Source organism: Aeromonas enteropelogenes (assembly GCF_000819845.1).
Classification (GTDB): domain Bacteria; phylum Pseudomonadota; class Gammaproteobacteria; order Enterobacterales; family Aeromonadaceae; genus Aeromonas; species Aeromonas enteropelogenes.
In genome coordinates, this window is record NZ_CDCG01000037.1 from 47,748 (window position 1) to 73,688 (window position 25,941).

Here is a 25,941-nt window from a genome sequence, read left to right on the forward strand (position 1 = left end):
GGAGCGCCCCAGATGTTCAGTGTCGATACCCTGCTTGCCCAGCACTTTCCCCGCCTGCATGGCTCCCCCGCACTCGCCCCGCTCAGCAAGCGGGCCCTGGCCTGGCTGTTCAACGAGCAGGCCTTCCAGCAGTTTGCCAGCCGCTACCCCCACCTGCGCGGACTCGATTTTGTCGAACAGGTGCTGGCCCAGCTCGACTTCGACTACCGGGTCAGCGAGGCGCAGCTGGAGCACATCCCCGCCAGTGGCCGGGTGATCATCGTCGCCAACCACCCCATCGGGTCTCTCGACGGGCTGACGCTGCTGCGCCTGCTCGGCCGCATCCGCCCCGATGTGAAAATCGTGGCCAACCAGCTGCTGGCCCAGCTTGCGCCGCTGCGCTCCCTGTTGCTGCCGGTGGACAACCTGGGAGGCAAGACGGACAGGCACGCCATTCTGGCGATGGGGGAGCACCTGGCGGGGGAAGGGGCGCTGGTGATCTTCCCCGCCGGCGAGGTATCGCGCCTCGGTCCCAAGGGAGTAAAAGATGGCCCCTGGCAGGGAGGCTTCATCAAGCTGGCCCAGCGCACCCGCACCCCGCTGGTGCCCGTCCATCTGGGGGGGCGCAACAGCCTAGGCTTTTACCTTCTCTCCTGGCTCAGCAAACCGGCTTCCGGCCTGCTACTGGTTCGCCAGCTGTTCCGCCAGCAGGGGCAGACACTGCCGATGACTATCGGGGCCAGGATCCCCCCCTCCAGCCTTGGCGATCTGCCCGCCAAAACGGCGGCGCGGCTGGTGCGAAGCCACCTCTATCGCATCGGGCGGGGACAGGCGGGCAAGCTTGCAACCGAGGCCCCCATCGCCCTGCCGGAGGATCGCCGCCTGCTCAAGCAGGCCATCGATCGCTGCGAGGTGCTCGGCCACACTCCGGATGGCCAATCCATCCTGCTCTATCGCCGTCATGAGACGGGTCATTCGGTGATCCTGCGCGAGCTGGGTCGATTGCGGGAGATCGCCTTTCGAGCGGTGGGGGAAGGCTCGGGCAAGCGGCGGGATCTCGACGGCTTTGATGATGACTATTACCACCTCATCCTCTGGGATCCGGCCAGGCTCGACATCATAGGCGCCTACCGTTTCGCCCCGGTGGCCGAGCTGTTGGCAAGCAAGGGGTTGGCCGGCCTCTACAGCCACACCCTGTTCGGCTTCGAAGAGAAGCTGCTGCCTCGGCTGGAACAGGCCATTGAGCTCGGCCGCAGCTTTATCCAGCCCGCCTACTGGGGCAAGCGGGGTCTGGATTACCTTTGGTTTGGCATCGGCGCCTATCTGGCCCGCAATCCCGACTACCGCTATCTGTTTGGCCCGGTGTCGCTGTCCGGCAGCCTGCCGCCGGCGGCCAAGGATCTGCTGGTAAGCTTCTATCGCCAGCACTTTGCCCCCACGCTTGCGCTGGCTCCCTCGCGTCGCCCCTACCCCATGACGCCGCCGCTGTTCGCGGGCACGGATTACGGCGTCGATCTCAAGGAGCTCAAGGCCCGTCTCGACAATCTGGGCTGCGCCATTCCCACCCTCTACAAGCAGTATTCCGAGCTGTGCGAACCGGGAGGCGTGCAGTTTATGGACTTTGGCATCGACCCCGACTTCAATCACTGCATCGACGGCCTGGTGTGGGTGGATGTGAGCCGCATCAAGCCCCACAAGCGGGCCCGCTATATCGGCAACCCACAGGGCGTGGAGCTGATCCCTTGCGACGGGCGAACGCCACAATAGAGGTGCGCCGCAATAAATAGGAGAGGGAGGCCACGGCCTCCCTCTTGGTATGTTTCTATTATCTCTGGCACTTGCCCCTTGTCAGGACCAGCGTCCCCTTACTCGGCAGCCGGCTTGCGATCGGCGTGGCCAAGGTCACGCTCGGGGGCGATGAGGTCGCGCACCCGCTGCTTGATCTCCTTGGCCTCGGGGAAGCCCTCGTCAGCCACCCGATCCCACACCTGCACGCCATTCACCAGGATGCGAAATTCCCCCTTGCTGGCCGGTACCAGGGCTACCTCACCTAGCTCGCTGTCGAAGGTGGAGAGCAGCTCCTGAGCCAGCCAGGCGGCGCGCAGCATCCAGCGGCAGAGGGTGCAGTAGCGGATCTCGATGCGGGGTTTGCCGCCCGGGATGGACAAGTCGCTCATTCGGTCACTCCATGAAAATCGGTCAGCCAGTGGCGGGCGATGGCCCGCATGGTGGATTCCGGCAGCTCCAGCAGACTGGGAGCCAGGGGGCCGGCGGCCAACATCCTTATCCCCTCCATGATCTCCGCCAGCACCAGATAGACGTATTCACCGATGACGGCGCCATGGACGAAGTTGACCGCCTCGCCCCGGTTGAGCAGATAGATCTGGCTGCCGTCGGGACGGTTGAGGGCCAGCACATGGGGACACACCTCCTCGCTCGGCCAGGGCAGCCGGGCCAGACAGAAGGCGAACTCGTCGTCGGCGGAGGTGACCGAGGCCACCATGGTGCCGGGGCGCAGTGCCTGCAGATCCGCGAGATCGAGAGAGCCATTGCCGGTGGAGCAGATCACCAGCTCGGCGCGGCGCAGGGCCTCCTCCTTGGTGATCAGGCGAAAGCCGTGGGAGAGCGCCTCGACCTGGCGCAGCACGTCCGTCTCCACCAGCCCCAGATGGAGGTTGCGGCAGCGCAGGTCGCGGGCGATGCTGCGCCCCACCTTGCCATAACCGAACAGCGCCGCCTCGCAGACATTGAAGGTTCGGTTGAGCGTGCGGGCCAGCGATTCGGCGGAGTAGACCACGCTCAGGCCAATCTGGATATCCTCGGCCTGCTTGAGGGGGCTGCGCGCCACCGACACGACCGGGGTCGCCAGCACCTCCTGCTCGTAGCGCTGATGGCCATTCTCGGTCATCTCCACCACGCCGAGGAAACGGGGGCCGAAATACTCGCTCAGGGTCGCTTGTGTCTTGGCAAAATAACCGCCGATATCGAGGATGATAAGTCGTTCGTGGGGGGCCACCAGCGGAGCTATCTGGGCGATGACACCATCGGGATCATTGGTCCACTGGCGGTTGAGGGTACAGACGGGATAGTGGCGGGAGACCCACTCCAGGGTCGGCGCATGCACCGATTTGGGCTTTGGCAGGATGGCCGCGATGCGCCCCATCTGGCCAAGGGCCTCGATAAAGCGGGGACGGTCGGGGAGCAGATGGGTGACCAGCAGGATGCAAAGACCATCGATACGTCCCTGATCGATAAAATGGCGAAAAAACAGATGCTCAGATCCTTGACTGCGCAACTGTGGCCTCCTTAATGTGCCGCAAAGCAGGCAAACAGAACCCGGCATGACCGGGTTCTGTGTGTATCCAGTTAAATGAAAATCCTTTTTATCTTAAACACATAGGCGGCTCAATCATTATCTGCCAAGAGTATGAGCAGGTATGCAAAAATGCTCATAATTGCCTGTTTTTTATGCAAAAACTCAGTAAAGAGAAGCCTCGGGCCAGACCCACCACAGGCTGATGCCAGTCCCCACCCCGGCCAGCAGGATCAGGATCCCCCAACGGGTCTGCCACCGGTTGTTGCGAAGACCCCACTCCAGCAGCGGCAGCAGCCAGACCGGCAGCAAGACGCTCAAAGGCACCTCCACGTATTGCCAGGCGAGCATCTGGACGAAGGCCAGCGCCAACGCCAGGGCGGCAGGCGCTACTTTCGCCCCGGCAAAGGTGGCCAGCAGCGCCCGAAAACCGGCCAATGCCGCCAGGGCCCCCGCCAGCTGGGCGATCAGCAGACTGCCATCGATACCGATCACCAGCGCCAGCCAGACAAAGCCGAGAGCAAAACCCAGCCCCTCGCGGCTATCCCCCTGCCAGGCGGCAACGCCGTACCAGGCGATGGCGGGCAGCAGCGCCAGCCAGATGCGCGGCTCGCCAGCCAGCACAGAGGCCAGCCCCTGCCACCACACCAGAGCACCCGCCACGGCAAACAGCAGCAAGGCTGCGCGCTTGTCCGCCAGTTGGGCCGCGATGGCGGGCACCAGCAGAGTCAACGGCAGCCACTGCCACGCCTTGACCGGCACACCATAGAGACCGCCCAGCAGCGAGCCCACCAGCCAGAGGGCCAGCGCCCCCCACAGATACGCCGCGCGCGGCCAGCGCCATGACAGCAAAGCGGCCCCCAAGGGGGCCGCCAGGGTTTGAAGCAGAAGTGCCGCACCCATTACTTGCGCACGCCTTCGACAAACAGCTGAATAGCCATCTCGTCAGGGATGCCCGGCAGCATGTAGTTCACGCCGAAATCGCTGCGCTTGATGGTGGTGGAGGCGTTGAAGCCGCTGCGATAGCCGCCCCAGGGATCCTTGCCCTCACCGATCTTGACCAGATCGAAAGCCACTTCCTTGCTGACGCCGTGCAGGGTCAGGGTACCCTTGAGCACGCCTTTATCCTTGCTGCCTTCATAGGCGGAGCTGACGAAGGTCATTTTGGGATACTGCTTCACGTCGAGAAAATCCGGGCTGCGCAGGTGCTTGTCACGGGCCTCGTGGTTGGAGTCCACGCTGGCGGCATCCACCTCGAAGCTCGCCTTGGCGGCGGTCGGGTTGGCGTCATCCATGCTGAAGGTGCCGCTGAAGGTGTTGAAACGGCCCACCAGTTCGGAGAAGCCGAGGTGGCCCACCTTGAACTGCACCGTGGTGTGCGCCGCATCGACATCGTAATCGGCCGCCATCAGGGGGGTCGCCATAAACAGGCAGGAGGCCAGCAGGGCCTTGGTCATTTTCATCCGTTCGTTCCTTCATTGGGTTCACATCGGTAAACAAAATGCTAACCTCCTTGCCTGAATGAATAATCAGTGATTTATTAAATTAATTATTTACTGAGGATGGAAAATGGATCAGATCGCCGCCATGCGCACCTTCATCAAGGTGGTGGAGTGCCAGAGTTTTACCAAGGCGGCCCATCAGCTCGGCATCTCGGTGGCCATGGCCTCCAAGCTGATGCAGCAGTTGGAGGAGTCTCTCGCCACCCGCCTGCTGTCGCGCACCACCCGCCAGGTCAATCCCACCGAGGCGGGCCAGTTCTACTATCAGCGCTCGCAGGCCTTACTGGCGGAGCTCGAAGAGACCCACAGCCAGCTCACCCACCACAACCAGCAGCCCAACGGCACTCTCAAGCTGTCGGTGCCGATGGATTTTGGTTACCTGCACCTCTCCCCCGCCCTGCCGCTGTTTCGCGAGCGCTTCCCCGATCTCAAGCTGGATATCGAATACAGCGACAGGCGGGTGGCACTGGTGGAAGAGGGGTTCGATCTGGCGCTGCGGATCGGCCATCTGAGCGACTCCTCCCTGGTGGCGCGCCAGCTGGCGACGATCCGGCTCGAGCTGTGCGCAAGCCCGGCCTATCTGGCCCGCAAGGGAATACCAAAGAGCCCTGACGATCTCAGGCAGCACGACTGCCTCGTCTACACCCTGACCCAGCCGGAGTGGCACTTCAAACGGGATGGGGAGTCCCAGAGCGTGCGCCCGCAGGGGCCGCTTCGCGCCAACAACGGGGTGGCGCTGACCCGCGCCGCTTGTGATGATCAGGGCATCATATTGCAGCCCACCTTCATCGTGGGGGAGGCCCTGAACGATGGCAGGCTGGTAAGCTTGTTGCCCGAGTGGAACAAGGGTGAAGTGGGGCTCTATGCGGTCTATCCGCATCGGCGCTTCGTCTCGGCCAAGGTGCGCTGCTTTATCGAATTCGTGCAGGAGCGTTATCTCGCCCCGCAGAAGTGGGATCAGCCGGCCTGAAGCTAAGCCTGACTGGAGACAGAAGGTGACGCAGGCAGGTGGGCCAGCAGGCGTGCCGGCTCCGGGGTCAGCAGCCAGCGCGGCAAACGGGTGCGGATCGCCGTCAACTGCTGGTCGCTCAAGGCGTAGGGCAGTGTCACCTCAAGCTCCCGGCAGTCAAACATGGCGGCCAGCTGCAGGATCAAGATGAGGTTTGCCTCGTCGCTGCGACGCTTGTTGATGCGTTTTGCGATCTCGTGTTGCAGCTGGGTGCGCGAGTCCTGGGTCATCGCCTGCCAGCCAAACCCGAACAGGGGCACCAGGGCGCTGACGATGCCAAGGGCGGTGAGCGGCTGTTTGGGCGGGTGATAGAGCGCATTGAGATCCAGCAGAAGAGGATCCTGAGCACTCTCTCCCTCACCAAATAAAATCGTTTTCGTCATTGGATTACCCGTTATATTCCACTAGACTTCGCCGCATATTCTACCCCGACATGCCAACGAGGTGCTGATGCTAAGCGATATCGAGATCTCCCGCCAGTCCCCCCGCCTCCCCATCCACGAGCTGGCCCAGCGCCTCGCCATCCCGCCGCATCTGCTTTATCCCTACGGCCACTACAAGGGCAAATTGAGCCTGGATCTGCTCAAACAGGCCAACCCCAAGGCCGGCAAGCTGGTGCTGGTGAGCGCCATCACCCCGACCCCGCTCGGCGAGGGCAAGACGGTCACCACCCTCGGACTCTCCATGGGGCTCAACCATATCGGCCACCCCAGTATCGCCACCATACGTCAGCCGAGCCTAGGTCCCGTATTCGGGGTCAAGGGGGGCGCCGCCGGGGGCGGTCATGCCCAGGTGGTGCCGATGGAGGAGATGAACCTGCACCTGACCGGTGATTTTCACGCCCTGAGTGCCGCCCACAACCTGGCCGCCGCAGCCCTCGATGCCCGCCTGTTTCACGAGCGCAAACTCGGCGACCAGTTCAGTACCAAAACCGGCCTGACCCGGCTCGACATCGATCCGGCTCAGGTCCTCTGGCCACGCACCCTCGACATGAACGATCGCGCCCTGCGCCATCTCACCATAGGTCAGGGAGAGCCGGCCGATGGCGTGGAGCGCAGCGATCGCTTCGTCATCACCGCCGCCTCCGAGCTGATGGCCATCCTGGCGCTGGCCAGCGATCTGAAAGACTTGCGCGCGCGCATCGGCCGCATCCAGCTGGCCCTCGATATCCACGGCAACCCCATCACCGCCGAGCAACTGGAAGTGGCCGGCGCCATGACGGTGCTGCTCAAAGATGCCCTGCAACCTACCCTGATGCAGACCACGGAGCAGACCCCTGTGCTGGTGCACGCGGGGCCGTTTGCCAACATCGCCCACGGCAACTCCTCGGTGATCGCCGATCGTATCGCCCTTGGCCTCACCGACTACGTGGTGACCGAGGCAGGCTTTGGCTCCGACATGGGGCTGGAGAAGTTCTTCAACATCAAGAGCCGCCAATCCGGCATCACCCCCTCCTGCGTGGTGCTGGTGGCCACGGTGCGCGGCCTCAAGGCCAACAGCGGCCTGCTCGATGTCCGCCCCGGCCAGCCGTTGCCCGCCAGCCTGCAGGGGGAGGATCTGGCCACCCTGCGCCAGGGCTGTGCCAACCTCGTCTGGCATATTCGCAATGCCCGCCGTTACGGGGTGCCCGTGGTGGTCGCCATCAACCGCTTCCCCACCGACAGCCAGGCCGAACTTGAGCTGCTGATGAGTGAAGCGATGAGCGCAGGAGCCTGTGGCAGCGCCATCTCCCATGCTTTCGTGCAGGGCGGTGAAGGGGCCGCCGAGCTGGCCCAAGCCGTGGTCGATGCCTGCGCGTTGCCGAGCCGGACCACCCTGCTCTATCCCGACGAAATGAGCCTGAGTGCCAAGCTCGCCACCCTGGTGGAGTGCGGCTACGGCGGTCGTGGCGTCATCCTCTCCGACAAGGCGCGCCAGCAGCTGGCACGACTCTCGGCCGAAGGTTGGGATCATCTGCCCATCTGCATGGCCAAGACCCCCCTCTCCATCAGCCATGATCCGGCGAAAAAGGGCGTGCCCCGAGATTTCGAGATCCCCGTCGACGAGGTGAAACTGTGCGCCGGCGCCGGTTTCGTCTATGCCTTGGCGGGCCCCATCATGACCATGCCGGGCCTGGGCAGCCTGCCAGCCTATCGTCATATCGATATCGATGATAACGGAGAGATCATCGGGTTGAGCTAAATGGTCGGGTAAGGGGTCTGGCGTCGGCCGATTACGCTTCGCTAATCGACCCTACGGTCAAAAAAACTGCCAGAAACGACAAGGCCCCGCCAATTGGCGGGGCCTTTCGTTATCACGCCAGCAAGGCTTTAGAGGGTAAAGCGCTGGGTCATATGGTGCAGGGTATTGGCCAGCTTGCTCAGCTCGCCACAGGCCTGGGCAATCTGGCTCGCGCCCTGGGCATTCTCGTCCGCTGCATTGTGAATGTTGACGATATTGCGGTTGAGCTCTTCGGTCACCGCGTTCTGCTCCTCGGTGGCGGTGGCGATCAGGGTGTTCATGTCGGTGATGCGCACCACGGCACTGTTGATGGTGTCGATGCTGGTCCCCGCATCCCGCGCCAATCCCACGCTCTCCTGCATCTGGTGACGGCTCAGCTGCATGGCGTTGCCCGCCTCGGCGGCGCGGCTTTGCAGCAGCTCGATCATCTTGCTGATCTCGGCGGTGGAATCCTGGGTGCGCTGGGCCAGGGAGCGAACCTCATCCGCCACCACGGCAAAGCCACGACCCTGTTCCCCTGCCCGTGCGGCCTCAATGGCGGCATTGAGGGCCAGCAGATTGGTCTGGCCGGCGATGTCGCGGATCACATCCAGCACCACTGTAATGTTGGCGCTGTCCGCCTCCAGCTGCTGAACCACGGCACCGGCTTGCTCAATCTTCTCGGAGACCTCTTCGATGCTGCTGATGGCGCTGCGTACCACCTGGTTGCCATCGGCCGAGGTACGGGAAGCATCCTTGGCGGCACTCATGGCATCAGTGGTATTTCGGGCTACTTCGTTGACGGTGGACTGCATCTCGTTCATGGCGGTGGCAACCTGGGAGACTTCGCTCTGCTGGATGGCCATGCCGCTGGCAGATTGACTGGAGATGGCACTCACCTCTTCCACCGCGCTGCTGAGCTGGCTGACCGAGCCTGCGATCTCGCTCACCAGCTCGGACAGGGAGGTCTGCATCCGGTTGATGGCGCTGCCCAGCTGGCCCAGCTCGTCACGGTTGAAGCGGTTCTCCTTGATCCACTGTTGCAGCTCGCCCTGCCCCAGCTCACCACCGGCGATACGTTGCGCCTGACGGGCCAGCATGATGAGGGGATCGCGGATCTGGCGGGTGAGCAGCATGGAGAGCATGACCACCAGAATGAGGGAGACCACCAGGGCGATGGAGACACTCCACTTGGCGCCATCGTAGGAGGCCACCACATCGGAGCGAGAGTCTGTGGCATAGCCGTGGTTGATACGGATCAGCTCGTCAACATAGTGATGCAGTGAGCCAAAGAGCGGCACCCCTTCTGCCAGGAAGATTTTCTGGGCTTCGGCCATCTGGCCGTTGTCCTGCAGCTGCGTGACCCGCTGGTGCAGGGCGACATAACGGGTCCACTCCGCCTTGACGCCGTCGAAGGCGCGACGCTCTTCCACATCTTCCGCCCAGATGGTGCGGTCATGGCCGGCCAGTTGCTGATCTACCTTGCGGATCAGATCAGCGGCCACATCACGATATTCCGCTCGCAGTTTCGGATCCTCGGCCACCACGAAGTAGCCAAGTTCATAGCGACGCAGTTCGCTGATGCGATCCCCAATCAGGGTGGTCCGGTTGACGGCCGGCAGTATGCTGTCGGTAAAGCGCAGCGCCGCTCCGTTCATGTTGCCAAACTGAACGATTGCAAAGCCGCCGATAAAGGCAACCATCAGGCCGAGCACGGCAAAACCGGCCGACAGTTTTTTGCCTATGGTCATGGAGCTGGTATTCATGGCATTTCCTGAAATTGAGTGAACAGGTTCCGCGGGCCTGTTGCGCGAGGCAAAGACCCGGATCCCGCGTTCCATCGCAGCTCATCGAGAAAATGAGTTTGGTCCTGAGGTAAAACAAGGGGCGTCAGGGGACAAACAGCCGTCTCCCGTGTCCCGAACAAGAAGGAATGGAGTCAAAACAACCCATTGTAAAAGCCTTATCGACCGACCTGGCCTATTCCTTGAGACTTTTATTGGTAAAAAATGCAGGCCGACTGTCAGCCTGCAGCAGAGAGGGAAAGTGCAGGGGCGGTTCTCATCTACGCCCCGCAAGTATCAGCTGCGCAAACCACCCAAAAACTCGGCGCGGGTATCAGGCTGGGTCTTGAACACGCCACCGAGGGAGGTGGTGGTGGTGTAAGAGGTGGAGTCCATCACCCCGCGAGCTTTCACGCAGAAGTGGGTCGCCTTGATGCTGATGGCCACATCCTGGGTGCCCAGCAGGGTCTGCAGCGCCAGCAGGATCTGCTGGGTGAGCCGCTCCTGCACCTGGGGACGACGGGCGAAGAACTGCACGATGCGGTTGATCTTCGAGAGCCCGATCACCTTGCCACGGGGGATATAGGCGACATGGGCCAGCCCGTCGATGGTCACGAAATGGTGCTCGCAGGTACTGGTGAGGCTGATGTCCCGCACCATGATCATCTCGTCTACCTGCATCTTGTTCTCGATCACCGTCACCTTGGGGAAGGTGGTGTAGTCGAGGCCGGAGAAAATCTCGTTCACGTACATCTTGGCGATGCGATGCGGCGTCTCGGCCAGGCTATCATCGGCCAGGTCCAGCCCCAGCGTCTCCATGATGGCGCGCATGTGGCCTTCGATCTTTTCCCGCTTCTGCTGGCTATCCAGCTGGTTGGCAACCAGGGGTGTTTCCAGTCCCTGGGCCTCGAGGGCAGCCCTGACCAGCAAGGCTTCCTGACTTAAGGTTGTCATTGTCGTCTCTCCCACGCTCAGGGACGGTGAGGGCCAATCGGGCGGCCCTTTATGGTATGGCGGCATAGTAAACGGCCATTGCCGCCAATATTCAAGTCAACTTGCGTTCCTAATCATACTTTATGGTCTAACGGGCACTTTTACCCTGCCACGACCTGCCCATCCGCAGGAATTTTTGTGATAATCCCGCCCTCAACCATAGAAAGAGGTAATGACGATGGGATTTGATACCAGCGGACTACTCCCCTTGAGCGATGCCCTGCAAGGGATGCTGGAGCAACTTGCCTGCTGCTGCGACACCGAGCAGCTGCCGCTGCCAGAGGCCCTCGGCCGGATCCTCGCGGACGATATCGCCTCTCCCCTCTCAGTGCCTCCGTTCGACAACTCCGCCATGGATGGCTATGCCGTGCGCCTGGCGGATCTCGCCGCGGGCACGCCGCTCATCATGGCGGGCAAGGCCTTCGCCGGCCAACCCTATCAGGGGGAGTGGCCCGCCGGCCACTGCGTGCGCATCATGACGGGGGCTCCCGTCCCCGCCGGTACTGATGCCGTAGTGATGCAGGAAGAGACCCGGGCCGATGGCGAACGGATCACCTTCCTCTGCCAGCCCGTGCCGGGTCAGAACATCCGCCGCGCCGGCAGCGACATGGCCAAGGGCGCCTGCGTGCTCGGCGCCGGCACCCGCCTCACCCCTCGGGAGATGCCGCTGCTGGCCTCTCTTGGCATCGCCACCGTCAGCGTGCGCCGCCCGCTCAGGGTCGCCATCTTCAGCACAGGTGACGAGCTCAAACCGGTCGGTACCCCGCTCGCCCACGGCGACATCTACGACTCCAACCGCTACGGCGTCAAGGCGATGCTGGCGCGTCTGGGGTGCGACTGCCTCGACCTTGGCATCCTGCCCGACAACCCGGATCTGCTGCGTGCCGCCTTCATCCGGGCCGATCAGGAGGCCGATGTGCTGATCACCACGGGTGGCGTCTCGGTGGGGGAAGCGGACTTTACCAAACAGCTGCTGGACGAGCTTGGCGAAATCGGCTTCTGGAAGCTCGCCATCAAGCCGGGCAAACCGTTCGCCTTCGGCCGCCTGCCCCACGCCTGGTTCTTCGGCCTGCCGGGCAATCCGGTCTCCGCCATGGTCACCTTCGATCAGCTGGTGCAGCCGGCGCTGGCCAAACTGGCCGGTCAGCGTTTCGAGCGCCCGCTCCAGCTCCAGGCTGTTGCCACCGAACCCCTCAAGAAGAGCCCGGGGCGCCTGGATTTCCAGCGCGGTATCCTCTGCCAAGGTCCAAGCGGCCTCGAAGTGCGCAGCACAGGCTCCCAGGACTCCGCCGTGTTCAGCTCTCTGTCGCGGGCCAACTGCTACATCGTCCTTGAGCGCGAACGCGGCCGGGTCGCGGCGGGTGAGACCGTCACCGTCGAGCCGTTCGGGGGATTGCTGTTGTGAGCGAGATCCTCTCCGACGCCGAGCTTATGCGCTATAACCGCCAGATCATCCTCAAATCCTTCGACTTCGAGGGGCAGGAGGCGCTCAAGCAGGCCCATGTGCTGGTGATTGGCGCCGGGGGCCTCGGCTGCGCCGCCAGCCAGTATCTGGCGGTGGCGGGGGTTGGCCAGCTTACCCTGGTGGATTTTGACAAGGTGGAGCTCTCCAACCTGCAGCGCCAGGTGCTGCACACAGATGTCCGGGTGGGCCAGTACAAGGTGGACTCCGCTGCCCAGGCGCTGCGCGCCCTCAACCCCTGGCTCAAGGTCGACACCCACGCCACCGTCGCCGACGAGGCACTACTCGATACCCTGTTGCCCCTGCACCAGCTGGTGCTCGATTGCACCGACAACCTGACCATTCGCAACCTGCTCAACCAAAAGGCCCGCCAGCACGGGGTCCCCCTGGTCAGCGGCGCCGCCATCCGGATGGAGGGGCAGATCTGCAGCTTCACCTGGCAGGAGGGAGAGCCCTGCTATGCCTGCCTCAGCGCCCTGTTCGGCGAGCAGGCCCTCACTTGCGTCGAGGCCGGGGTGCTGGCACCCGTGGTCGGTCTGGTGGGCAGCCTGCAGGCTCTCGAAGCCATCAAGCTGCTGGCCGGCATGGGCAAGAGCTACAGCGGTCGCCTGCTGATGATCGATGGCCTGGGCGGCAGCTTTCGCGAGATGAAACTGCCCAAACGGCCAGACTGCCCGGTCTGCTCGCACGAGTGAGTTGCCCAGCCACTCTTTGCACCAACAAAAAGCCGACCCATAGAGTCGGCTTTTTGTTGGCCTTCATCATGACGATGGGGGATCAGAAGATCCCCTTCGCCTTGACCTTCTTCATGCTGGCCACCTGGCTCGAAAGATCTTCTACCAGAGGCTCAGGGGCTTCGGTGGCAGTGCTCTGGCGAGCAGGCGCACTGGCCAGGCGCTGGATCAGCCTGTGTTGCTCGCGAATGAGCCTGGATTGCTCCTCAAGCTGGCGCGAGAGCAGCTGGATGCTGCTGGCGAGGGGAGCCAGATCTGATTCCGTCCCCACGGCCGGCAACTTGCCCGCGATGGCCTCGGCCAGCTGATCATGATCCAGAGGGGCCGGCAACCCCTGGCGCAACTCATCCCACAGTTCGGTGGGCTGCTGTTCACCCAACCGGCTCACTATCTCGTCTACCAGGTTGTCCGGCACCGGCGCCGCAGCCTGTTGGCCCAGACGCTGGACTATCTCATCCGCCAGCGCCCGGTTGTCCCCCTGTTCCAGCCGGGGAGCCAATCTGGCCACTATCTCGTCGATCAGGGTATCGGAGGATGGCGTATCCTCCGCTCCCAGCGAGAAGCCACAGCTGGCGAAGGCGTGGCGCAAGGTGGTCATGCTCACCTGCTCCGGCCCCAGGGCATTGGCGATGGCCTTGCACAGATTGGGGGCCAGCACATACATGAACATGCCGGAGAGATAGATATCCTTGTGGAACCGACTCTTGGAGAAGTCGAACTCCTCGCTGCCATCCTGGATCTTGCGTGCCCGCTGATACCAGTTTTGCAGCACCCCGACCGCATAGCGATCAGACTCCAGCGCACCCGGATCCATGTAGATGGAGAAGGTCATGCGCTTGAGTTGACTACTCATCGGCGACCTCGGCCATCACAGGCGCCTCGCGATAGACCTCGTCCTCTTCGGTGGTGTAGAGGCAGATCTCGCGGGCCAGGGCGGCCTGGGCATCGTCCAGCAGTTCAACCCGCTCACCCAGGGTCGGATAAGCCGCCTTGATCGCATCATAGATAAGGGAAGCACCACCACCGACCAGATAGACCCGGTTCGGGTTCTTGGCGAACTTCTTCGCCTCATGGGCAACCTGGGAGCCCAGTTCGTCGATCTTGTTCTGCATCTTCTCGAGGATGCGCGGGATCTGGCTCTCGTCGTTCACTACGTCGCGCACAAAGCTCATGTCGTGGCGACGCTTGATGAACTCGTTGGCCACCAGATAGCTGGAGTCGCTGTCCGCCGCCGCCAGCGCCTTGCGGGTCGCGTCGGTCACCATGGAGACGCCGATCTCGTTGTTGCCGTAGACATCGGAGACGTCGTCGAATTCACCGACGATGATCCCCATGTCCAGGGTGGTACCACCACAGTCGATCACCAGGGTCTTGGTGAACTCGTTGCAGCCCGAACCAATCAGGCGGGACAGGGCCGCAGGCAGGCTCTCCGGCATCACCTCGACGCTGACGATATTGAACAGCTCGCCCTTGTTGAGGCTGATGTCACGCATCAGGTTGCGGCGCTTCTTCTCGATCTTCTCTTCATTGCGCTGGCAGTCATCCGGGTTGTAGAACTCGGTGATGGGCAGGGTTACCGTGATGGCCACGTCACAGGGGGTCACGCCGGTCTGCAGCAGGGCATGGTGCACGGAGAGCAGGTTCAGATCGTCGTACTGGTACTCCACGTGAGTCGTTGCCAGCGACTTGTCGGAGGTGGCGTCATAGGTGTACTTGGTGTTGCCTATCTCGTAGTTGTAGATCTTCTTGTCCTTGCGCAATGCGGCACTCTTCCAATCCTTGCGAAAAGAGTTGGGAGAGATGATGGTCTTGAGCACCTTGTTCTCAATCCAGCTCACCTTGACGTTGGTCGAACCATCATCGATGGCCATTTTCATTACTTCAGACATGAGGAAATACCTGTTTTAAAAGCAAATTGAGCCCGCTTCCGTTGCCTTTTGCCAGTGGCAAGGGAAGCGGGCCAAGACATACACGGCTAAAAAAAGCGACAAGTTTAATGAATTTCTAGAATCCGGTGAAGCAATTGATTGAACCCGGAAGGATCTTCCGCCGGCCAGGCATGATGACCATTGGGGGTGTGAATGGTGGCATTGGGCAGGGCAGCGAACTGCTCAACCCGTCTGGCCAGCGGCAGATAGTCGTGACTGGTGGAGATGATGGCCACCGGCTGCCAGATCTGGCCGAGGCGGGATCGCACCGACCAGCCGGGCAAGGCCTCCAGCAGCGCCTTGTAGACCTTCTTGCGGTTGCGCACGAAACGCAGCCGGAAGGTGTGGCGCACCTGGGCGAGATCCGGACCGGGAAAGAGCTCCCGCCCCAGCCACCAGGCCAGCGGCCGCATGCCGAACCAGCGCAACCACTTCAGGCGCTGGGCGTAACGCTCCTGCTCTTTCGGCGTATCCAGCAAAAACTCGCTAAAGCCGTTGACCAGTACCAGACCGCTCACCTTGTCGGGCCGTTGCAGCGCCAGCTCCAGCGCCACCATGGCCCCCAGGGAGAGCCCCACCACCCAGGCAGGCCCAGGCTGTGCATCGAGCCATGCCACCACGTCGGCCGCCAGGGTGGGCACGTCAAACGGCCCCTCCTGCATGCTCTGGCCGTGACCGCGCAGATCGATGGCCACGACCCGATAGCGTTCGGAAAAACGCTCCATCTGCGCCTGCCAGTCCAGGCTGGAGGAGCCCAGCCCATGCAGCAGCAACAACAAGGGCCCCTCCCCCGCACTGCGCAGGGCCAGGCCGTTGAATTTGATTACCTGATTGCGACGCATCCGTCTGTTGCCTCTCGACTCATCCCCTGATGCCTGTCCGTTTTCATCACACCCTTGGCATAACACAGTGCGACCACCAACCAGACCGTCACCCTTCACTGACCAAACTGACCGCCTTGATATAAGCGTATATTCGCTGATCCGGTTCCAGCGCCAGCCGGTTTGCCGAGCGGCTGGTGATCCGGGCCAGCAGTATCTGCTCCCCCAGCGCCAACTGCAACAGGGTCTGGCCGGGGCGCACTTCGCGCAGCGCCAGCAGGCGGGTAACCAGGCAGTTGGAGAGACTGGAGTACTCGATGGGGGCGGTGGCGATCACCACGTCCCGTCCCGCCACCTTGATCTGCAACGGGCCAACCTCGTCCGGCGCATGAGACATGGTGACCCTCAGGGTCTGCTCCCCCAGTTGCAGGGTTGCCATCTGCTCGTCGTCATCGTAGTGGGCCAGAGTGGCATCGAGCATGACACCTGCATCGTCGCGACTGGCGAGCGACAGATCGGTGCGGGCGAAGATCTCGCTCGGCCGGCCCTGCGCCTCCACCTTGCCCCCCTCCAGCAACACCAGCTGATCACACAAGAGGCTCACCTCCTCCATGGCATGGCTGACGAAGATCATCGGGATGCCGCTCTCTCGCTGCAGCCCCTTGAGCACATGGGCCTGATGGATGCGGCTGCGCCGATCCAGCGCCGAGAAGGGCTCGTCGAGCAGCAGCAAATCGGGCTCGGCCAAGAGCGCCCGCCCGAGCGCCACCCGCTGGCGCTGGCCACCGGAAAGCGCATGGGCCGGCTGACTAAGCAGCTCGGCAAACCCGAGCCGCTCGGCAAGCACCTGAGGTTGCCAGCGGCCACGCCCCTTGCGCGCCGCCAGTTGCAAGTTGCCCAGCACTGTCATATGGGGAAAGAGTCGCGAGTCCTGAAACACCAGGCCGATACGACGCATCTCGGGCAGCAGGGGAGCCAGCTCGTGTCCTCGCCAGTGCAGGCGGTCGCACGGCTGGCGATCCAGCCCGGCAATAATCCGCAGCAAGGTACTCTTGCCACAGCCGGAAGGACCGAACAGACCGAGGATCCCCCCCAGTTCGAGAGCGAGTTCGCAGTCAAGGGTAAAGGGGCCGAAGGCACGGCGAGCTTTGAATTGCAGGCTCATCCAAACAGTCTCCGCTGACGGCGCTGCAGCACCCCGTACACCAATACCAGCATCACCAGGGAGAAACCCATCAGCCCGCCCGCCAGATAGTGGGCGTTCTGGTAGTCCATCGCCTCCACATGGTCGAACAGGGCGATGGAGAGCACCTGAGTTTCACCGGGTATGTTGCCCCCTATCATCAACACCACGCCGAACTCCCCCAGGGTGTGGGCAAAGCCGAGCGCCGCCGCCATCACGAAGCTGGGCAGCGTCATCGGCAAGATGATCTGGAAGAAGCGCTCCCAGGGCCCCAGCCCCAAGGTGGCGGCAGCCTCCAGCTCCTTGTTGCCCATATTGACGAAGGCGGAGGTAAGCGGTTGCACCACGAAGGGGAGCGAGTAGAGAATGGACGCGAACAACAGGCCGGTAAAGCTGAAGGCAAGTGGTGCCCCGAAGGTGTGGCGCCACCAGGCCCCCAGCCCGTATTCGGGGGAGAAGGCGAGCAGCAGATAAAAACCGAGCACGGTCGGCGGCAGCACCAGCGGCAGGGCCACCAGCGCTTCCACCAGGGGGCGCAACCGGTTCTGGCTGCGCGACAGCCACCAGGCCAGCGGCGGCGACAGCAAAAGCAAGATGCCCGTGGTGCTGGCCGCCAGTTTCAGGGTCAGCCAGACCGCCTGCAGATCCCCTTCACTCATGAATGACACTCGTCATGAATATCAAGGCAGGGCATAACCCGCCTCCTTGATGGTGTTCTGACCCGGCCCCTTGAGCCAGGCGACCAGAGCATCCACGGCCTCACCTTTTTTGAGCACCAGCCCCTGCTGCTCGATGGCAGGATAGAGGTTCTGTGGCACAGCCCAGGCTTCGCCGGTTTTGCCCGCTTCAACCAGGTTGGCCCAGGCGACAAAACCCATCTCCGCATTGCCGGTGTCGACAAACTGCCAGGTCTGGCTGATGTTGGCCCCGGTCAGCACCCGGTACTGCTTGGGATCGATCTTGAGACTCTCGAGGGTCGCCATGGCGGCGGCGCCATAGGGAGCGGTACGCGGGTTGGCGATGGCCAGGTTACCCTGCCAGGCGCGAAGCTGAGCCTCATCCGGTGCGGGGCCTCCCTTCTTCCACAGCCCCAGCTGGCCAATGGCGTAGGTGAAGCGCTCGCTGCCCTTGCCCTCTTTCTCCAGCTTCTGCGGGGTGGCCACGTCAGCGGAGAGGAAGAGATCGAACGGTGCACCATGGCTTATCTGGGTGTAGAGCACGCCGGTTGCGGCGGAAGAGATGGTCACCTGGTGGCCGGTCTTGGCGGTGAACTCCTGGCCAATACGCTCCAGTGTGCCCTTGAAGTTGGCGGCTACGGCCACCTTCACCTCGTCGGCCTGCACCTCGGCACTGTGCAGCGCACCGGCACAGACTCCCAACACCAATACAGATAACAGCGGTTTCATTTCTTTCCTCCTGATGCGGGTCTGGCATGGCCCGGCCCGGAAATAGGAGCCATGGTTCTCGGCGAACCTACTCCTCTCGTTGCGACCCGGGCTGCTGCCAGCGGGCGGCGGCCGCATTGTCGCTCTCTTTCGCGTCTACCCAGCGCTTGACTCCGTCAGCGGTCAGCTCTTTTTTCCAGAAGGGCGCGCGCGTTTTCAGAAAATCCATGATGAAGTGACAGGCATCGAAGGCCGCCTCGCGATGGGCACTGCTCACCGCCACCAACACGATTTGATCGCCCAGCATCAGCTCGCCGATGCGGTGGATGAGGGTGCACTCCTGCAAGGGCCAGCGGCTGCGCGCTTCGGCCACGATCTCGATCAGCGCCTTCTCGGTCATGCCGGGATAGTGCTCGAGGGCCAGCCCCTTGACCTCCTCCCCCTGATTGAAATCACGCACCTTGCCCACGAAGGTGACGATGGCGCCGGTATCGGCGCGAGTGGCGAGGCGGGCATACTCATCGGCCAGCGAAAAATCGGCCTGCTGGACCAGGATGCGATCCGTGGTGCTTGTCTGGCTCATGTCAGCCTCCGGTCGTTACGGGAAGGAGAGGGAAGAAGGCCACTTCGTCGCCACCGCACAGCCCAGTGATGCGATCCACTGTCATTATCTCGCGCATCCTTAACCTCCGGTCACGGGGGGGAAGAAGGCCACTTCATCACCATCGTGAAGTTCGGTGGCAAGGGGCACCAGAGTCTGGTTGACCGCCACCAGCAGCTTGCCCTCCTCCAGCGCCAGCGCCCACTTGTCACCGCGTTCGCACAGGGCGGCGCGAAGTGCCTCGGCAGTGGCATAGTCGCAGGGCAGGGTCAGCCCGTCACACGCCACCAGCTCCCTGACCTGGGCAAAAAACAGTACCTTGATCATGCCTGCTCTCCTCTGTTGTCACCGACCTGGAAGTGGCCGGATTTGCCACCCCGTTTCTCCACCAGGCGAACCTGCTCGATCACCATGTCTTTTTGTACCGCCTTGCACATGTCGTAAATGGTGAGGGCCGCTACCGACGCGGCGGTAAGCGCTTCCATCTCTACCCCCGTCTTGCCGGCGAGTTTGCACAGGGTGCGGATATGCACCCGGTTCTGCTCGGGCAGCGGAGCAATCTCTACCTCTACCTTGGTGAGCGCCAGTGGGTGGCAAAGGGGGATCAGATCCGAGGTTTTCTTGGCCGCCATGATGCCGGCGATGCGGGCGGTGGCGAACACATCCCCCTTGTGGTGCTGGCCGCTCAGGATCAGGGTCAGGGTCTCGGGGGCCATGGCCACAAACGCCTCGGCGCGCGCCTCACGCTCGGTGACCTGCTTGTCGGTCACGTCCACCATGTGGGCTTCGCCGCTTTGGTTGAGATGGGTCAGGTTCATCACTATCCCTTTCATGCAGGTGTTCAAAGATGGGAGACAAAATTGCACGGCTTGGTGCGGGCATCGAGCTGATCGCGGATAAGCTTCTCCCACCCCAGGCGGCAGGCACCGGTCGAACCGGGCAGGCAGCAGATCAGGGTGCGATTGGCCAACCCGGCGAGGGCGCGGCTCTGCATGGCAGAGCCCTTGATCTCGGCAAACGAGAGCTGGCGAAACAACTCGCCAAAACCTTTGACGGTGCGGTCGAACAGCACGCCGACCGCTTCAGGCACCCGGTTCTGATCGTTAAAACCGGTGCCACCATTGACCAGTACCACCTGGATGCCCTCGTCGGCAATCCACTGGCTGACCCGGGAGCGGATCTGATAGAGATCGTCGGCAAGCAGCGCCCGATCGGCCAGCTGATGCCCCGCCTCGCTCAGCGCCGACACCAGGTAGTCACCCGAGCTGTCTTCGGCGGCGGTGCGGCTGTTGGAGACCGTCAGCACGGCGATCTTGAGGGGAATAAATTCGTTATGTTTCTGTCCCATCGGGCAGCTCCTGTTAGCTATAAACCGTGAGAAATATGAGAAAAGGGCAAGGAGCCCGGGGCAGTCTCCCCTGGGATGTTGACGGGAACAACCAGGTTCAGTCACCAGCACTTGTTCACTCGGGATCCTGCACGGTGGGCTGATTCTATCAAAGGTTTCACTGGATATGGGTCTAAAGGGTTCACAAAACCGTCCTTTACCCCACTGGTTGGCAAAAAAAGACGCAGGCCGGATAAATCCGGCCTGCGTCTTGTGGGTTAGAAACCCTTCACCCCTGTCATGTCCGGGAGCTGGTGCGCTATCCCCTTGTGACAGTCGATACAGGTATTCTCGCCACTGGCCAGGTTGGTCGAGTGCATCTTGGCAGCGCGCTGCCCTTGCAGGGAGAAGTCCATGTATTCGAAGTTGTGACAGTTACGGCACTCTCTCGAATCCGTATCCTTCATCCGTTTCCACTCCCGCTCGGCCATCTCGCGTCTGTGACTCTCGAACTTCTCGCGGGTGTCCACCTTGCCGGTGAGCTTGCCCCACAGTTCTTTGGACGCCTGCACCTTGCGAATGATCTTGTAGGTCCACTCATGGGGCACGTGGCAATCCGGGCAACTGGCGCGCACGCCGGAACGGTTGGCATAGTGGATGGTGTCACGGTACTCCACGTAGACGTTGTCGCGCATCTCGTGGCAACTGGTACAGAAGGCTTCGGTGTTGGAAGCTTCCATGGCAGTGTTGAAGCCACCCCAGAAGATGACCCCGCCAAAGAAACCCATCATCAGCAGCACCCAGAGGGCGGCCTTCGAGGGAGACTTGAAGGTGGTCCACAGTCGCTGCAAAAAACCGGGTAATTTCATCTATGGGCTCCTCAGTTCAGGGCTTCAACCGGCTTGAAGGTATTCTCCACCAGCGGCTTGGCATCGGCTTGCGGTACGTGGCACTGCAGGCAGAAGTAGCGACGCGGGGAGACTTCACCCAACGTGCTGCCATCACGGGTCTCGAAATGGGTCGGGCTAATCTTGGGCGCCTTCATCCTGGTGGCATTCTTGAAGCTGTGGCACGCCAGGCACTTGTTGACCTTGTTATCCACCTCGTAGTTGCGGATATCGTGGGGGATCAGCGGCGGCTGATGGATATATTGGCGATCATAGCTGTCGCCATCCTTGCGAAAGTTCTTCAAGGGGGCCGGCGCCGCCTCGGTCACCAGATCGGTAGACCCCCGCTCAGACTTGATCCCCCCGGTGCTGTTGGTGATCTCGGAGGTGGCAGCCATCAAGGAACCCGCCATCAGGCAGGCCAGCATTGCTCCAATCAGCTTTTTCATTAGTTATTCTCCAATGTTTTTTCTGCCTTGACGGCAAAACCTACTTTGATTTCAAAAACATGCTCCGCGCAGACATCGATGCAACGGCCGCAGTTGGTACATTCCTGAGCCACTATCAGGGGCCCGTGACCGCGCTTGGCGCCATGAACCGGCCCGCGCAGGATGGGGCGCTCGGGACAGACTGCATAACAATCCATGCAGTTGCTGCAACGCTCGCGCCCCGAGGCTGCAATCTTGATAAAACCGACACGGTTCACCAGGGCGTAGAAGGCCCCGACCGGGCAGAGGTGACCACACCAGCCGCGCTCCACCACGAACAGATCGAACAGAAACAGCACCGCCAGCAGCATCCACCCCGCCCCCATGCCAAACAGCAGGCCACGCAGGGCAAGCGATACCGGGTTGACCAGCTCCCACACCAGTACGCCGGCGATGGCTGGCGCCACCAGTACCATGGCCAGCAGCCAGTAGCGGGTATTGCGGCTGAACTGGCCATTGCCCTTGAGACCGAGCCGGGCTCGCAGCCAGGCGGCGGCATCCGTGATGAGGTTGACCGGACAGACCCAGGAGCAGAACACCCGCCCCCCGACCAGCCAGTACCCCAGCAGCACGATGGCCGCTCCCAGCCACAGGGTGGTGATGGGCCAGTGACCCGCCGCTACTGACTGCAGCAGGGTGAGGGGATCCGTCAAGGGAACCGTCTCCAGCAGCAATGAGCTGGAGAGGTTGCCCTTCAAGATCCACACGCCGGCCAGCGGCCCTAGCAGAAACAGCCCCAACACGCTGAACTGGCTCAAGCGACGCAGCAGCAGGAAGCGGTGTGACCGCCACCAGCCGAGGCGCGCCCGTGCCTCTTGTCCCGGATAACGGCTCATAGTCCCTCCGGTTTACGTGTTGGCAGGGTCAGTCGCTCACCGATGAGCGACTTGCCCGCCTTCTGTTTCTCTTCCCAGCCGAGCCGGTAGTGATGGCCCAGCTCCCCCTTGGCAAGGGCGCGGGGCACCACCTTGATGGCGGCCTCCTCCAGCACGCAGGCATGCTCGCACTTGCCACAGCCGGTGCAGACATCGCTGTGCACCGTGGGCAGGAACATGGCGTGCTTGCCGGTACGCTGGTTGTGTTGCAGATCCAGGGTGATCGCCTTGTCGATGAGCGGACAGACCCGGTAACAGACATCGCAACGCAGGCCCAGATAGTTGAGGCAGGTCTCATGGTCGATGAGTACTGCCACTCCCATCCGCGCCTGATCGATGTCGGTCATGGCCTGATCCAGTGCCCCGGTCGGGCAGGCCACCACGCAGGGGATGTCGTCACACATCTCGCAGGGGACGCTGCGCGCCTTGAAATAGGGCGTTCCCGTGGTGACGGGCTCAAACAGCCGGGCAAGCTTGAGGGTATCGTAGGGGCAGGCCTCGACGCAGAGCCCACAGCGCACACAGGCACCGAGAAACTCAGCCTCGTCGAGGGCCGCAGGCGGGCGCAGAGCCTGGGCCGGCACCGCCTCCACCTGCTGGCGGGCCATACCGCCCAGCCCCACACCAAGCAGGCCCATACCACAGGCCCCCTTGGCCATGTCGGCCAGAAACTGGCGACGACTACGACTCATCTCTCGCTCCCCCGCCTTAGGCCTTCATCACCTTGACGGCGCACTTCTTGTAATCCGTCTCTTTGGAGAGCGGATCGGTAGCGTCCAGGGTCAGCTTGTTGACCAGCTGGCTCGCGTCGAAGAAGGGCATGAACACCAGGCCTTTGGGCGGACGGTTGCGACCACGGGTCTCGACACGGGTCTTCACCTCGCCACGGCGGGAGGTGACAATCACCTCTTCACCACGGCGCACGCCACGGGCCTTGGCATCTTCCGGGTGCATGAACAGCACCGCATCCGGGAAGGCGCGGTAGAGCTCGGGGACACGGCGGGTCATGGTGCCGGTGTGCCAGTGTTCCAGCACGCGGCCGGTGGAGAGCCACAGATCATACTCTTTATCCGGCGATTCGGCGGCAGGCTCGAACGGCAGCGCGAAGATCACCGCCTTGCCGTCGGGTTTGCCATAGAAGCGCACTCCCTCGCCCGCTTTCACGTAAGGGTCAAACCCTTCGCGATAGCGCCACAGGGTCTCCTTGCCATCCACCACAGGCCAGCGCAGGCCGCGCGCTTCGTGATACTGCTCGAACGGTGCCAGATCGTGACCATGGCCACGACCGAAGATGGCGTACTCCTCGAACAAGCCCTTCTGCACATAGAAGCCAAAGTGTTCGGCCTCGTCGTTAAGATCCCCCTTGCTCTGCTCTTTCGGGAACTTGTTGACCTGACCGTTGGCATAAAGCACGTCGAACAGAGTTTTGCCCTTGAGTTCAGGCATCTTGGCAATGAGCTCGGCCGGCCACACCTCATCCACGGTGAAGCGCTTGGAGAACTCCATCAGCTGCCACAGATCGGATTTGGCCCCTTCCGGCGACTTGACCTGCTGGTGCCAGAACTGGGTACGACGTTCGGCGTTGCCATAGGCCCCCTCTTTCTCCACCCACATGGCAGTAGGCAGGATGAGGTCGGCCGCCTGGGCGGTCACGGTCGGATAGGGATCGGACACCACGATGAAGTTGCGCGGATCCCGGTAGCCGGGCAGGCGCTCCTGATTCATGTTGGGACCGGCCTGCATGTTGTTGTTGCACATCACCCAGTAGGCGTTGAGCTTGCCGTCTTTGAGCATGCGATCCTGCAGCACGGCATGGTAGCCCACCTTGTCGGGAATAGTGCCTTCCGGCAGTTTCCAGACTTTTTCGGCGATGGCGCGGTGCTTGGGATCGGTCACCACCATGTCCGCCGGCAGACGGTGGGCGAAGGTACCCACTTCACGGGCAGTACCGCAGGCAGAGGGCTGACCGGTCAGGGAGAAGGGACCATTGCCCGGCTCGGAGATCTTGCCGGTCAGCAGGTGGATGTTGTAGCAGAGGTTGTTGGCCCAGACGCCACGAGTGTGCTGGTTGAAGCCCATGGTCCAGTAGGAGACCACTTTCTTGCTCGGGTCGGCATAGAGTTGGGCCAGTTTTTCCAGCTTGTCCTTGGAGACGCCGGAGAGCTTGGAGACGGAGTCGACATCGTAATCGGCGACGAACTTGGCAAACTCCTCAAAGGTCATCGGGGTCGCGTCGCCGCTATCCGGGTTCTTGGCCTTCTGCTGCAGCGGATCGGTCGGGCGCAGACCGTAGCCGATATCGGTCACCCCCTTCTTGAACACTGTGTGCTTGTTGACGAAGTCCCAGTTCACCTTGTCGTTCTGGATGATGTAGTTGGCGACATAGTTGAGGATCGCCAGATCGGTCTGGGGCGTGAACACCATGCCGTTGTCCGCCAGTTCGAAGCTGCGGTGCTCGAAGGTGGAGAGCACGTGCACCTGCACTTCCGGGGTGGAGAGACGGCGATCGGAGATACGGGACCAGAGGATGGGGTGCATCTCGGCCATATTGGAGCCCCACAGCACGAAGGCGTCGGCCTGCTCGATATCGTCGTAGCAGCCCATGGGCTCATCCATGCCGAAGGTACGCATGAAACCGACGACCGCGGATGCCATGCAGTGGCGGGCGTTGGGGTCGATGTTGTTGGAGCGGAAACCCGCCTTGAACAGCTTGGCGGCGGCATAGCCTTCCCACACGGTCCACTGGCCGGAACCGAACATACCGACCGCAGTCGGGCCCTTCTCTTTCAGGGTGGCCTTGAACTTCTCGGCCATGATGTCGAAGGCTTGATCCCAGCTGATGGGGGCGAAATCGCCATCTTTGTCGAACTGGCCGTTCTTCATCCGCAGCAGGGGCTGGGTGAGGCGATCCTCGCCATACATGATCTTGGAGAGGAAGTAGCCCTTGATGCAGTTGAGGCCACGGTTGACCGGTGCATCGGGGTCACCCTGGGTCGCCACGACACGCCCATCCTGGGAACCCACCAACACGGAGCAGCCGGTACCGCAGAAGCGGCAGGGGGCCTTGTCCCATTTGATGGCGGTTTTATCGGTACTGGTGATCAGATTGGCCGCCATGGCGGGGGCACTGACACCAGCCACGGCAGCGGCAGCCGCCACCGCATTGGCCTTCATAAAGTCGCGTCGACTCAGCTTCATGACATATCCTCGCATTGCTTATCGAGTTCATCGAACTGGTGGTAAATCAGGGCGGCGGACAACACTCCCGGCATCGCCTGAATAGCATCAATAGCCGCCATGATGGGTTGCTGGCTCTCACCTTCCAGGGTGACGACCAGCTTGCCCTCTTCACTGACAGCGTGGACCTCGGCTCCTTCCAAAGCCGCGATCTGTTCAGCGAGCCGGTGACGCAACATGGGTTGGGTCAGCACCACCAGGCTCGATACGTGGAACTCTTGGGTCATTGTGGCT

Annotated in this window: 28 protein-coding genes; 5 read left to right on the top strand and 23 right to left on the bottom strand. The window is 62.2% G+C overall.

Features of this window, described 5'->3' with window-relative positions:
* The first annotated feature begins 12 nt into the window (after positions 1-12).
* A complete protein-coding gene (olsF, locus tag BN1123_RS12950; RefSeq protein WP_042027441.1) occupies positions 13-1,746 on the top strand; it encodes a bifunctional ornithine lipid synthase OlsF in 1,734 nt (577 codons plus the stop codon).
* Between the two features lie 98 nt (positions 1,747-1,844).
* Here olsF and BN1123_RS12955 read toward each other — a convergent pair whose 3' ends face one another.
* The 4 genes from BN1123_RS12955 to BN1123_RS12970 form a co-directional block, all read right to left on the bottom strand.
* Entirely contained in the window at positions 1,845-2,156 is a 312-nt protein-coding gene (locus BN1123_RS12955) for an Rdx family protein (protein ID WP_042027442.1), read from the bottom strand.
* Positions 2,153-3,274 carry an adenosylhomocysteinase gene (locus BN1123_RS12960; protein WP_042027443.1) on the bottom strand — a complete coding sequence of 374 codons (1,122 nt, stop codon included), beginning with the start codon at positions 3,272-3,274 and terminating at the stop codon, positions 2,153-2,155. The genes BN1123_RS12955 and BN1123_RS12960 overlap by 4 nt, the downstream gene beginning before the upstream one ends.
* A 183-nt stretch (positions 3,275-3,457) precedes the next feature.
* Positions 3,458-4,195: a hypothetical protein gene (locus tag BN1123_RS12965; RefSeq protein ID WP_042027446.1), complete on the bottom strand. Its 738-nt coding sequence runs from the start codon at positions 4,193-4,195 to the stop codon at positions 3,458-3,460.
* Entirely contained in the window at positions 4,195-4,755 is a 561-nt protein-coding gene (locus BN1123_RS12970) for a YceI family protein (RefSeq protein WP_042027448.1), read from the bottom strand. Before BN1123_RS12970 ends, BN1123_RS12965 begins: the two co-directional genes overlap by 1 nt.
* A gap of 106 nt (positions 4,756-4,861) precedes the next feature.
* Here BN1123_RS12970 and BN1123_RS12975 point away from each other — a divergent pair, with 106 nt between their 5' ends.
* Complete coding sequence (locus tag BN1123_RS12975; RefSeq protein ID WP_042027450.1) at positions 4,862-5,764, top strand: LysR family transcriptional regulator; 903 nt, start codon at positions 4,862-4,864, stop codon at positions 5,762-5,764.
* A 2-nt stretch (positions 5,765-5,766) separates the two neighbouring features.
* Here the strand turns inward: BN1123_RS12975 and BN1123_RS12980 are convergent, their stop codons facing one another.
* Positions 5,767-6,186 carry a hypothetical protein gene (locus tag BN1123_RS12980; protein WP_026458566.1) on the bottom strand — a complete coding sequence of 140 codons (420 nt, stop codon included), beginning with the start codon at positions 6,184-6,186 and terminating at the stop codon, positions 5,767-5,769.
* A gap of 67 nt (positions 6,187-6,253) precedes the next feature.
* On the opposite strand from BN1123_RS12980, the gene BN1123_RS12985 reads away from it, so the two are divergent.
* Complete coding sequence (locus BN1123_RS12985) at positions 6,254-7,984, top strand: formate--tetrahydrofolate ligase (RefSeq protein ID WP_042027451.1); 1,731 nt, start codon at positions 6,254-6,256, stop codon at positions 7,982-7,984.
* Between the two features lie 128 nt (positions 7,985-8,112).
* Here the strand turns inward: BN1123_RS12985 and BN1123_RS12990 are convergent, their stop codons facing one another.
* Both BN1123_RS12990 and folE read right to left on the bottom strand, forming a co-directional pair.
* Positions 8,113-9,768, bottom strand: coding sequence for a methyl-accepting chemotaxis protein (locus BN1123_RS12990; RefSeq protein WP_042027453.1), 1,656 nt, complete (start codon positions 9,766-9,768; stop codon positions 8,113-8,115).
* Between the two features lie 315 nt (positions 9,769-10,083).
* Positions 10,084-10,740 (bottom strand): GTP cyclohydrolase I FolE, encoded by a 657-nt coding sequence (folE, locus tag BN1123_RS12995; RefSeq protein ID WP_042027456.1) that lies wholly within the window; start codon positions 10,738-10,740, stop codon positions 10,084-10,086.
* A 217-nt stretch (positions 10,741-10,957) separates the two neighbouring features.
* On the opposite strand from folE, the gene moeA reads away from it, so the two are divergent.
* Both moeA and moeB read left to right on the top strand, forming a co-directional pair.
* Positions 10,958-12,184, top strand: a complete 1,227-nt coding sequence (gene moeA / locus BN1123_RS13000; RefSeq protein WP_042027457.1) for a molybdopterin molybdotransferase MoeA — start codon at positions 10,958-10,960, stop codon at positions 12,182-12,184.
* Positions 12,181-12,936, top strand: a complete 756-nt coding sequence (gene moeB / locus BN1123_RS13005) for a molybdopterin-synthase adenylyltransferase MoeB (RefSeq protein WP_042027458.1) — start codon at positions 12,181-12,183, stop codon at positions 12,934-12,936. Before moeA ends, moeB begins: the two co-directional genes overlap by 4 nt.
* Before the next feature lie 82 nt (positions 12,937-13,018).
* Here the strand turns inward: moeB and BN1123_RS13010 are convergent, their stop codons facing one another.
* The 16 genes from BN1123_RS13010 to BN1123_RS13085 form a co-directional block, all read right to left on the bottom strand.
* On the bottom strand, positions 13,019-13,828 hold the full coding sequence (locus tag BN1123_RS13010; protein WP_224212351.1) for a hypothetical protein: 810 nt from the start codon (positions 13,826-13,828) through the stop codon (positions 13,019-13,021).
* Complete coding sequence (parM, locus tag BN1123_RS13015) at positions 13,821-14,864, bottom strand: plasmid segregation protein ParM domain-containing protein (protein ID WP_223378403.1); 1,044 nt, start codon at positions 14,862-14,864, stop codon at positions 13,821-13,823. The genes BN1123_RS13010 and parM overlap by 8 nt, the downstream gene beginning before the upstream one ends.
* A gap of 104 nt (positions 14,865-14,968) precedes the next feature.
* Entirely contained in the window at positions 14,969-15,745 is a 777-nt protein-coding gene (locus BN1123_RS13020) for an alpha/beta fold hydrolase (protein ID WP_042027459.1), read from the bottom strand.
* An 88-nt stretch (positions 15,746-15,833) separates the two neighbouring features.
* A complete protein-coding gene (gene modC, locus BN1123_RS13025) occupies positions 15,834-16,889 on the bottom strand; it encodes a molybdenum ABC transporter ATP-binding protein (protein WP_042027461.1) in 1,056 nt (351 codons plus the stop codon).
* Positions 16,886-17,566, bottom strand: a complete 681-nt coding sequence (modB, locus tag BN1123_RS13030; RefSeq protein ID WP_042028172.1) for a molybdate ABC transporter permease subunit — start codon at positions 17,564-17,566, stop codon at positions 16,886-16,888. The genes modC and modB overlap by 4 nt, the downstream gene beginning before the upstream one ends.
* A gap of 21 nt (positions 17,567-17,587) precedes the next feature.
* Positions 17,588-18,313 carry a molybdate ABC transporter substrate-binding protein gene (gene modA, locus BN1123_RS13035; RefSeq protein WP_042027463.1) on the bottom strand — a complete coding sequence of 242 codons (726 nt, stop codon included), beginning with the start codon at positions 18,311-18,313 and terminating at the stop codon, positions 17,588-17,590.
* Between the two features lie 67 nt (positions 18,314-18,380).
* On the bottom strand, positions 18,381-18,875 hold the full coding sequence (gene moaE, locus BN1123_RS13040; RefSeq protein ID WP_042027465.1) for a molybdopterin synthase catalytic subunit MoaE: 495 nt from the start codon (positions 18,873-18,875) through the stop codon (positions 18,381-18,383).
* A gap of 99 nt (positions 18,876-18,974) precedes the next feature.
* Entirely contained in the window at positions 18,975-19,220 is a 246-nt protein-coding gene (gene moaD / locus BN1123_RS13045) for a molybdopterin synthase sulfur carrier subunit (protein WP_042027468.1), read from the bottom strand.
* Complete coding sequence (gene moaC, locus BN1123_RS13050; RefSeq protein ID WP_042027469.1) at positions 19,217-19,711, bottom strand: cyclic pyranopterin monophosphate synthase MoaC; 495 nt, start codon at positions 19,709-19,711, stop codon at positions 19,217-19,219. Before moaC ends, moaD begins: the two co-directional genes overlap by 4 nt.
* Positions 19,712-19,734: 23 nt before the next feature.
* Positions 19,735-20,241 carry a molybdenum cofactor biosynthesis protein B gene (moaB, locus tag BN1123_RS13055; protein WP_026458449.1) on the bottom strand — a complete coding sequence of 169 codons (507 nt, stop codon included), beginning with the start codon at positions 20,239-20,241 and terminating at the stop codon, positions 19,735-19,737.
* A 257-nt stretch (positions 20,242-20,498) separates the two neighbouring features.
* Positions 20,499-21,089, bottom strand: coding sequence for a cytochrome c3 family protein (locus BN1123_RS13060; protein WP_042027471.1), 591 nt, complete (start codon positions 21,087-21,089; stop codon positions 20,499-20,501).
* Positions 21,090-21,100: 11 nt separating this feature from the next.
* Entirely contained in the window at positions 21,101-21,556 is a 456-nt protein-coding gene (locus tag BN1123_RS13065; RefSeq protein ID WP_042027472.1) for a nitrate reductase cytochrome c-type subunit, read from the bottom strand.
* A complete protein-coding gene (gene napH, locus BN1123_RS13070; protein ID WP_042027474.1) occupies positions 21,556-22,431 on the bottom strand; it encodes a quinol dehydrogenase ferredoxin subunit NapH in 876 nt (291 codons plus the stop codon). Before napH ends, BN1123_RS13065 begins: the two co-directional genes overlap by 1 nt.
* Complete coding sequence (gene napG, locus BN1123_RS13075) at positions 22,428-23,162, bottom strand: ferredoxin-type protein NapG (RefSeq protein ID WP_026455826.1); 735 nt, start codon at positions 23,160-23,162, stop codon at positions 22,428-22,430. The genes napH and napG overlap by 4 nt, the downstream gene beginning before the upstream one ends.
* Positions 23,163-23,178: 16 nt before the next feature.
* Positions 23,179-25,668, bottom strand: a complete 2,490-nt coding sequence (gene napA / locus BN1123_RS13080; protein ID WP_042027475.1) for a nitrate reductase catalytic subunit NapA — start codon at positions 25,666-25,668, stop codon at positions 23,179-23,181.
* Positions 25,665-25,934: a chaperone NapD gene (locus BN1123_RS13085; protein WP_026455825.1), complete on the bottom strand. Its 270-nt coding sequence runs from the start codon at positions 25,932-25,934 to the stop codon at positions 25,665-25,667. The genes napA and BN1123_RS13085 overlap by 4 nt, the downstream gene beginning before the upstream one ends.
* Positions 25,935-25,941 lie beyond the last annotated feature (7 nt).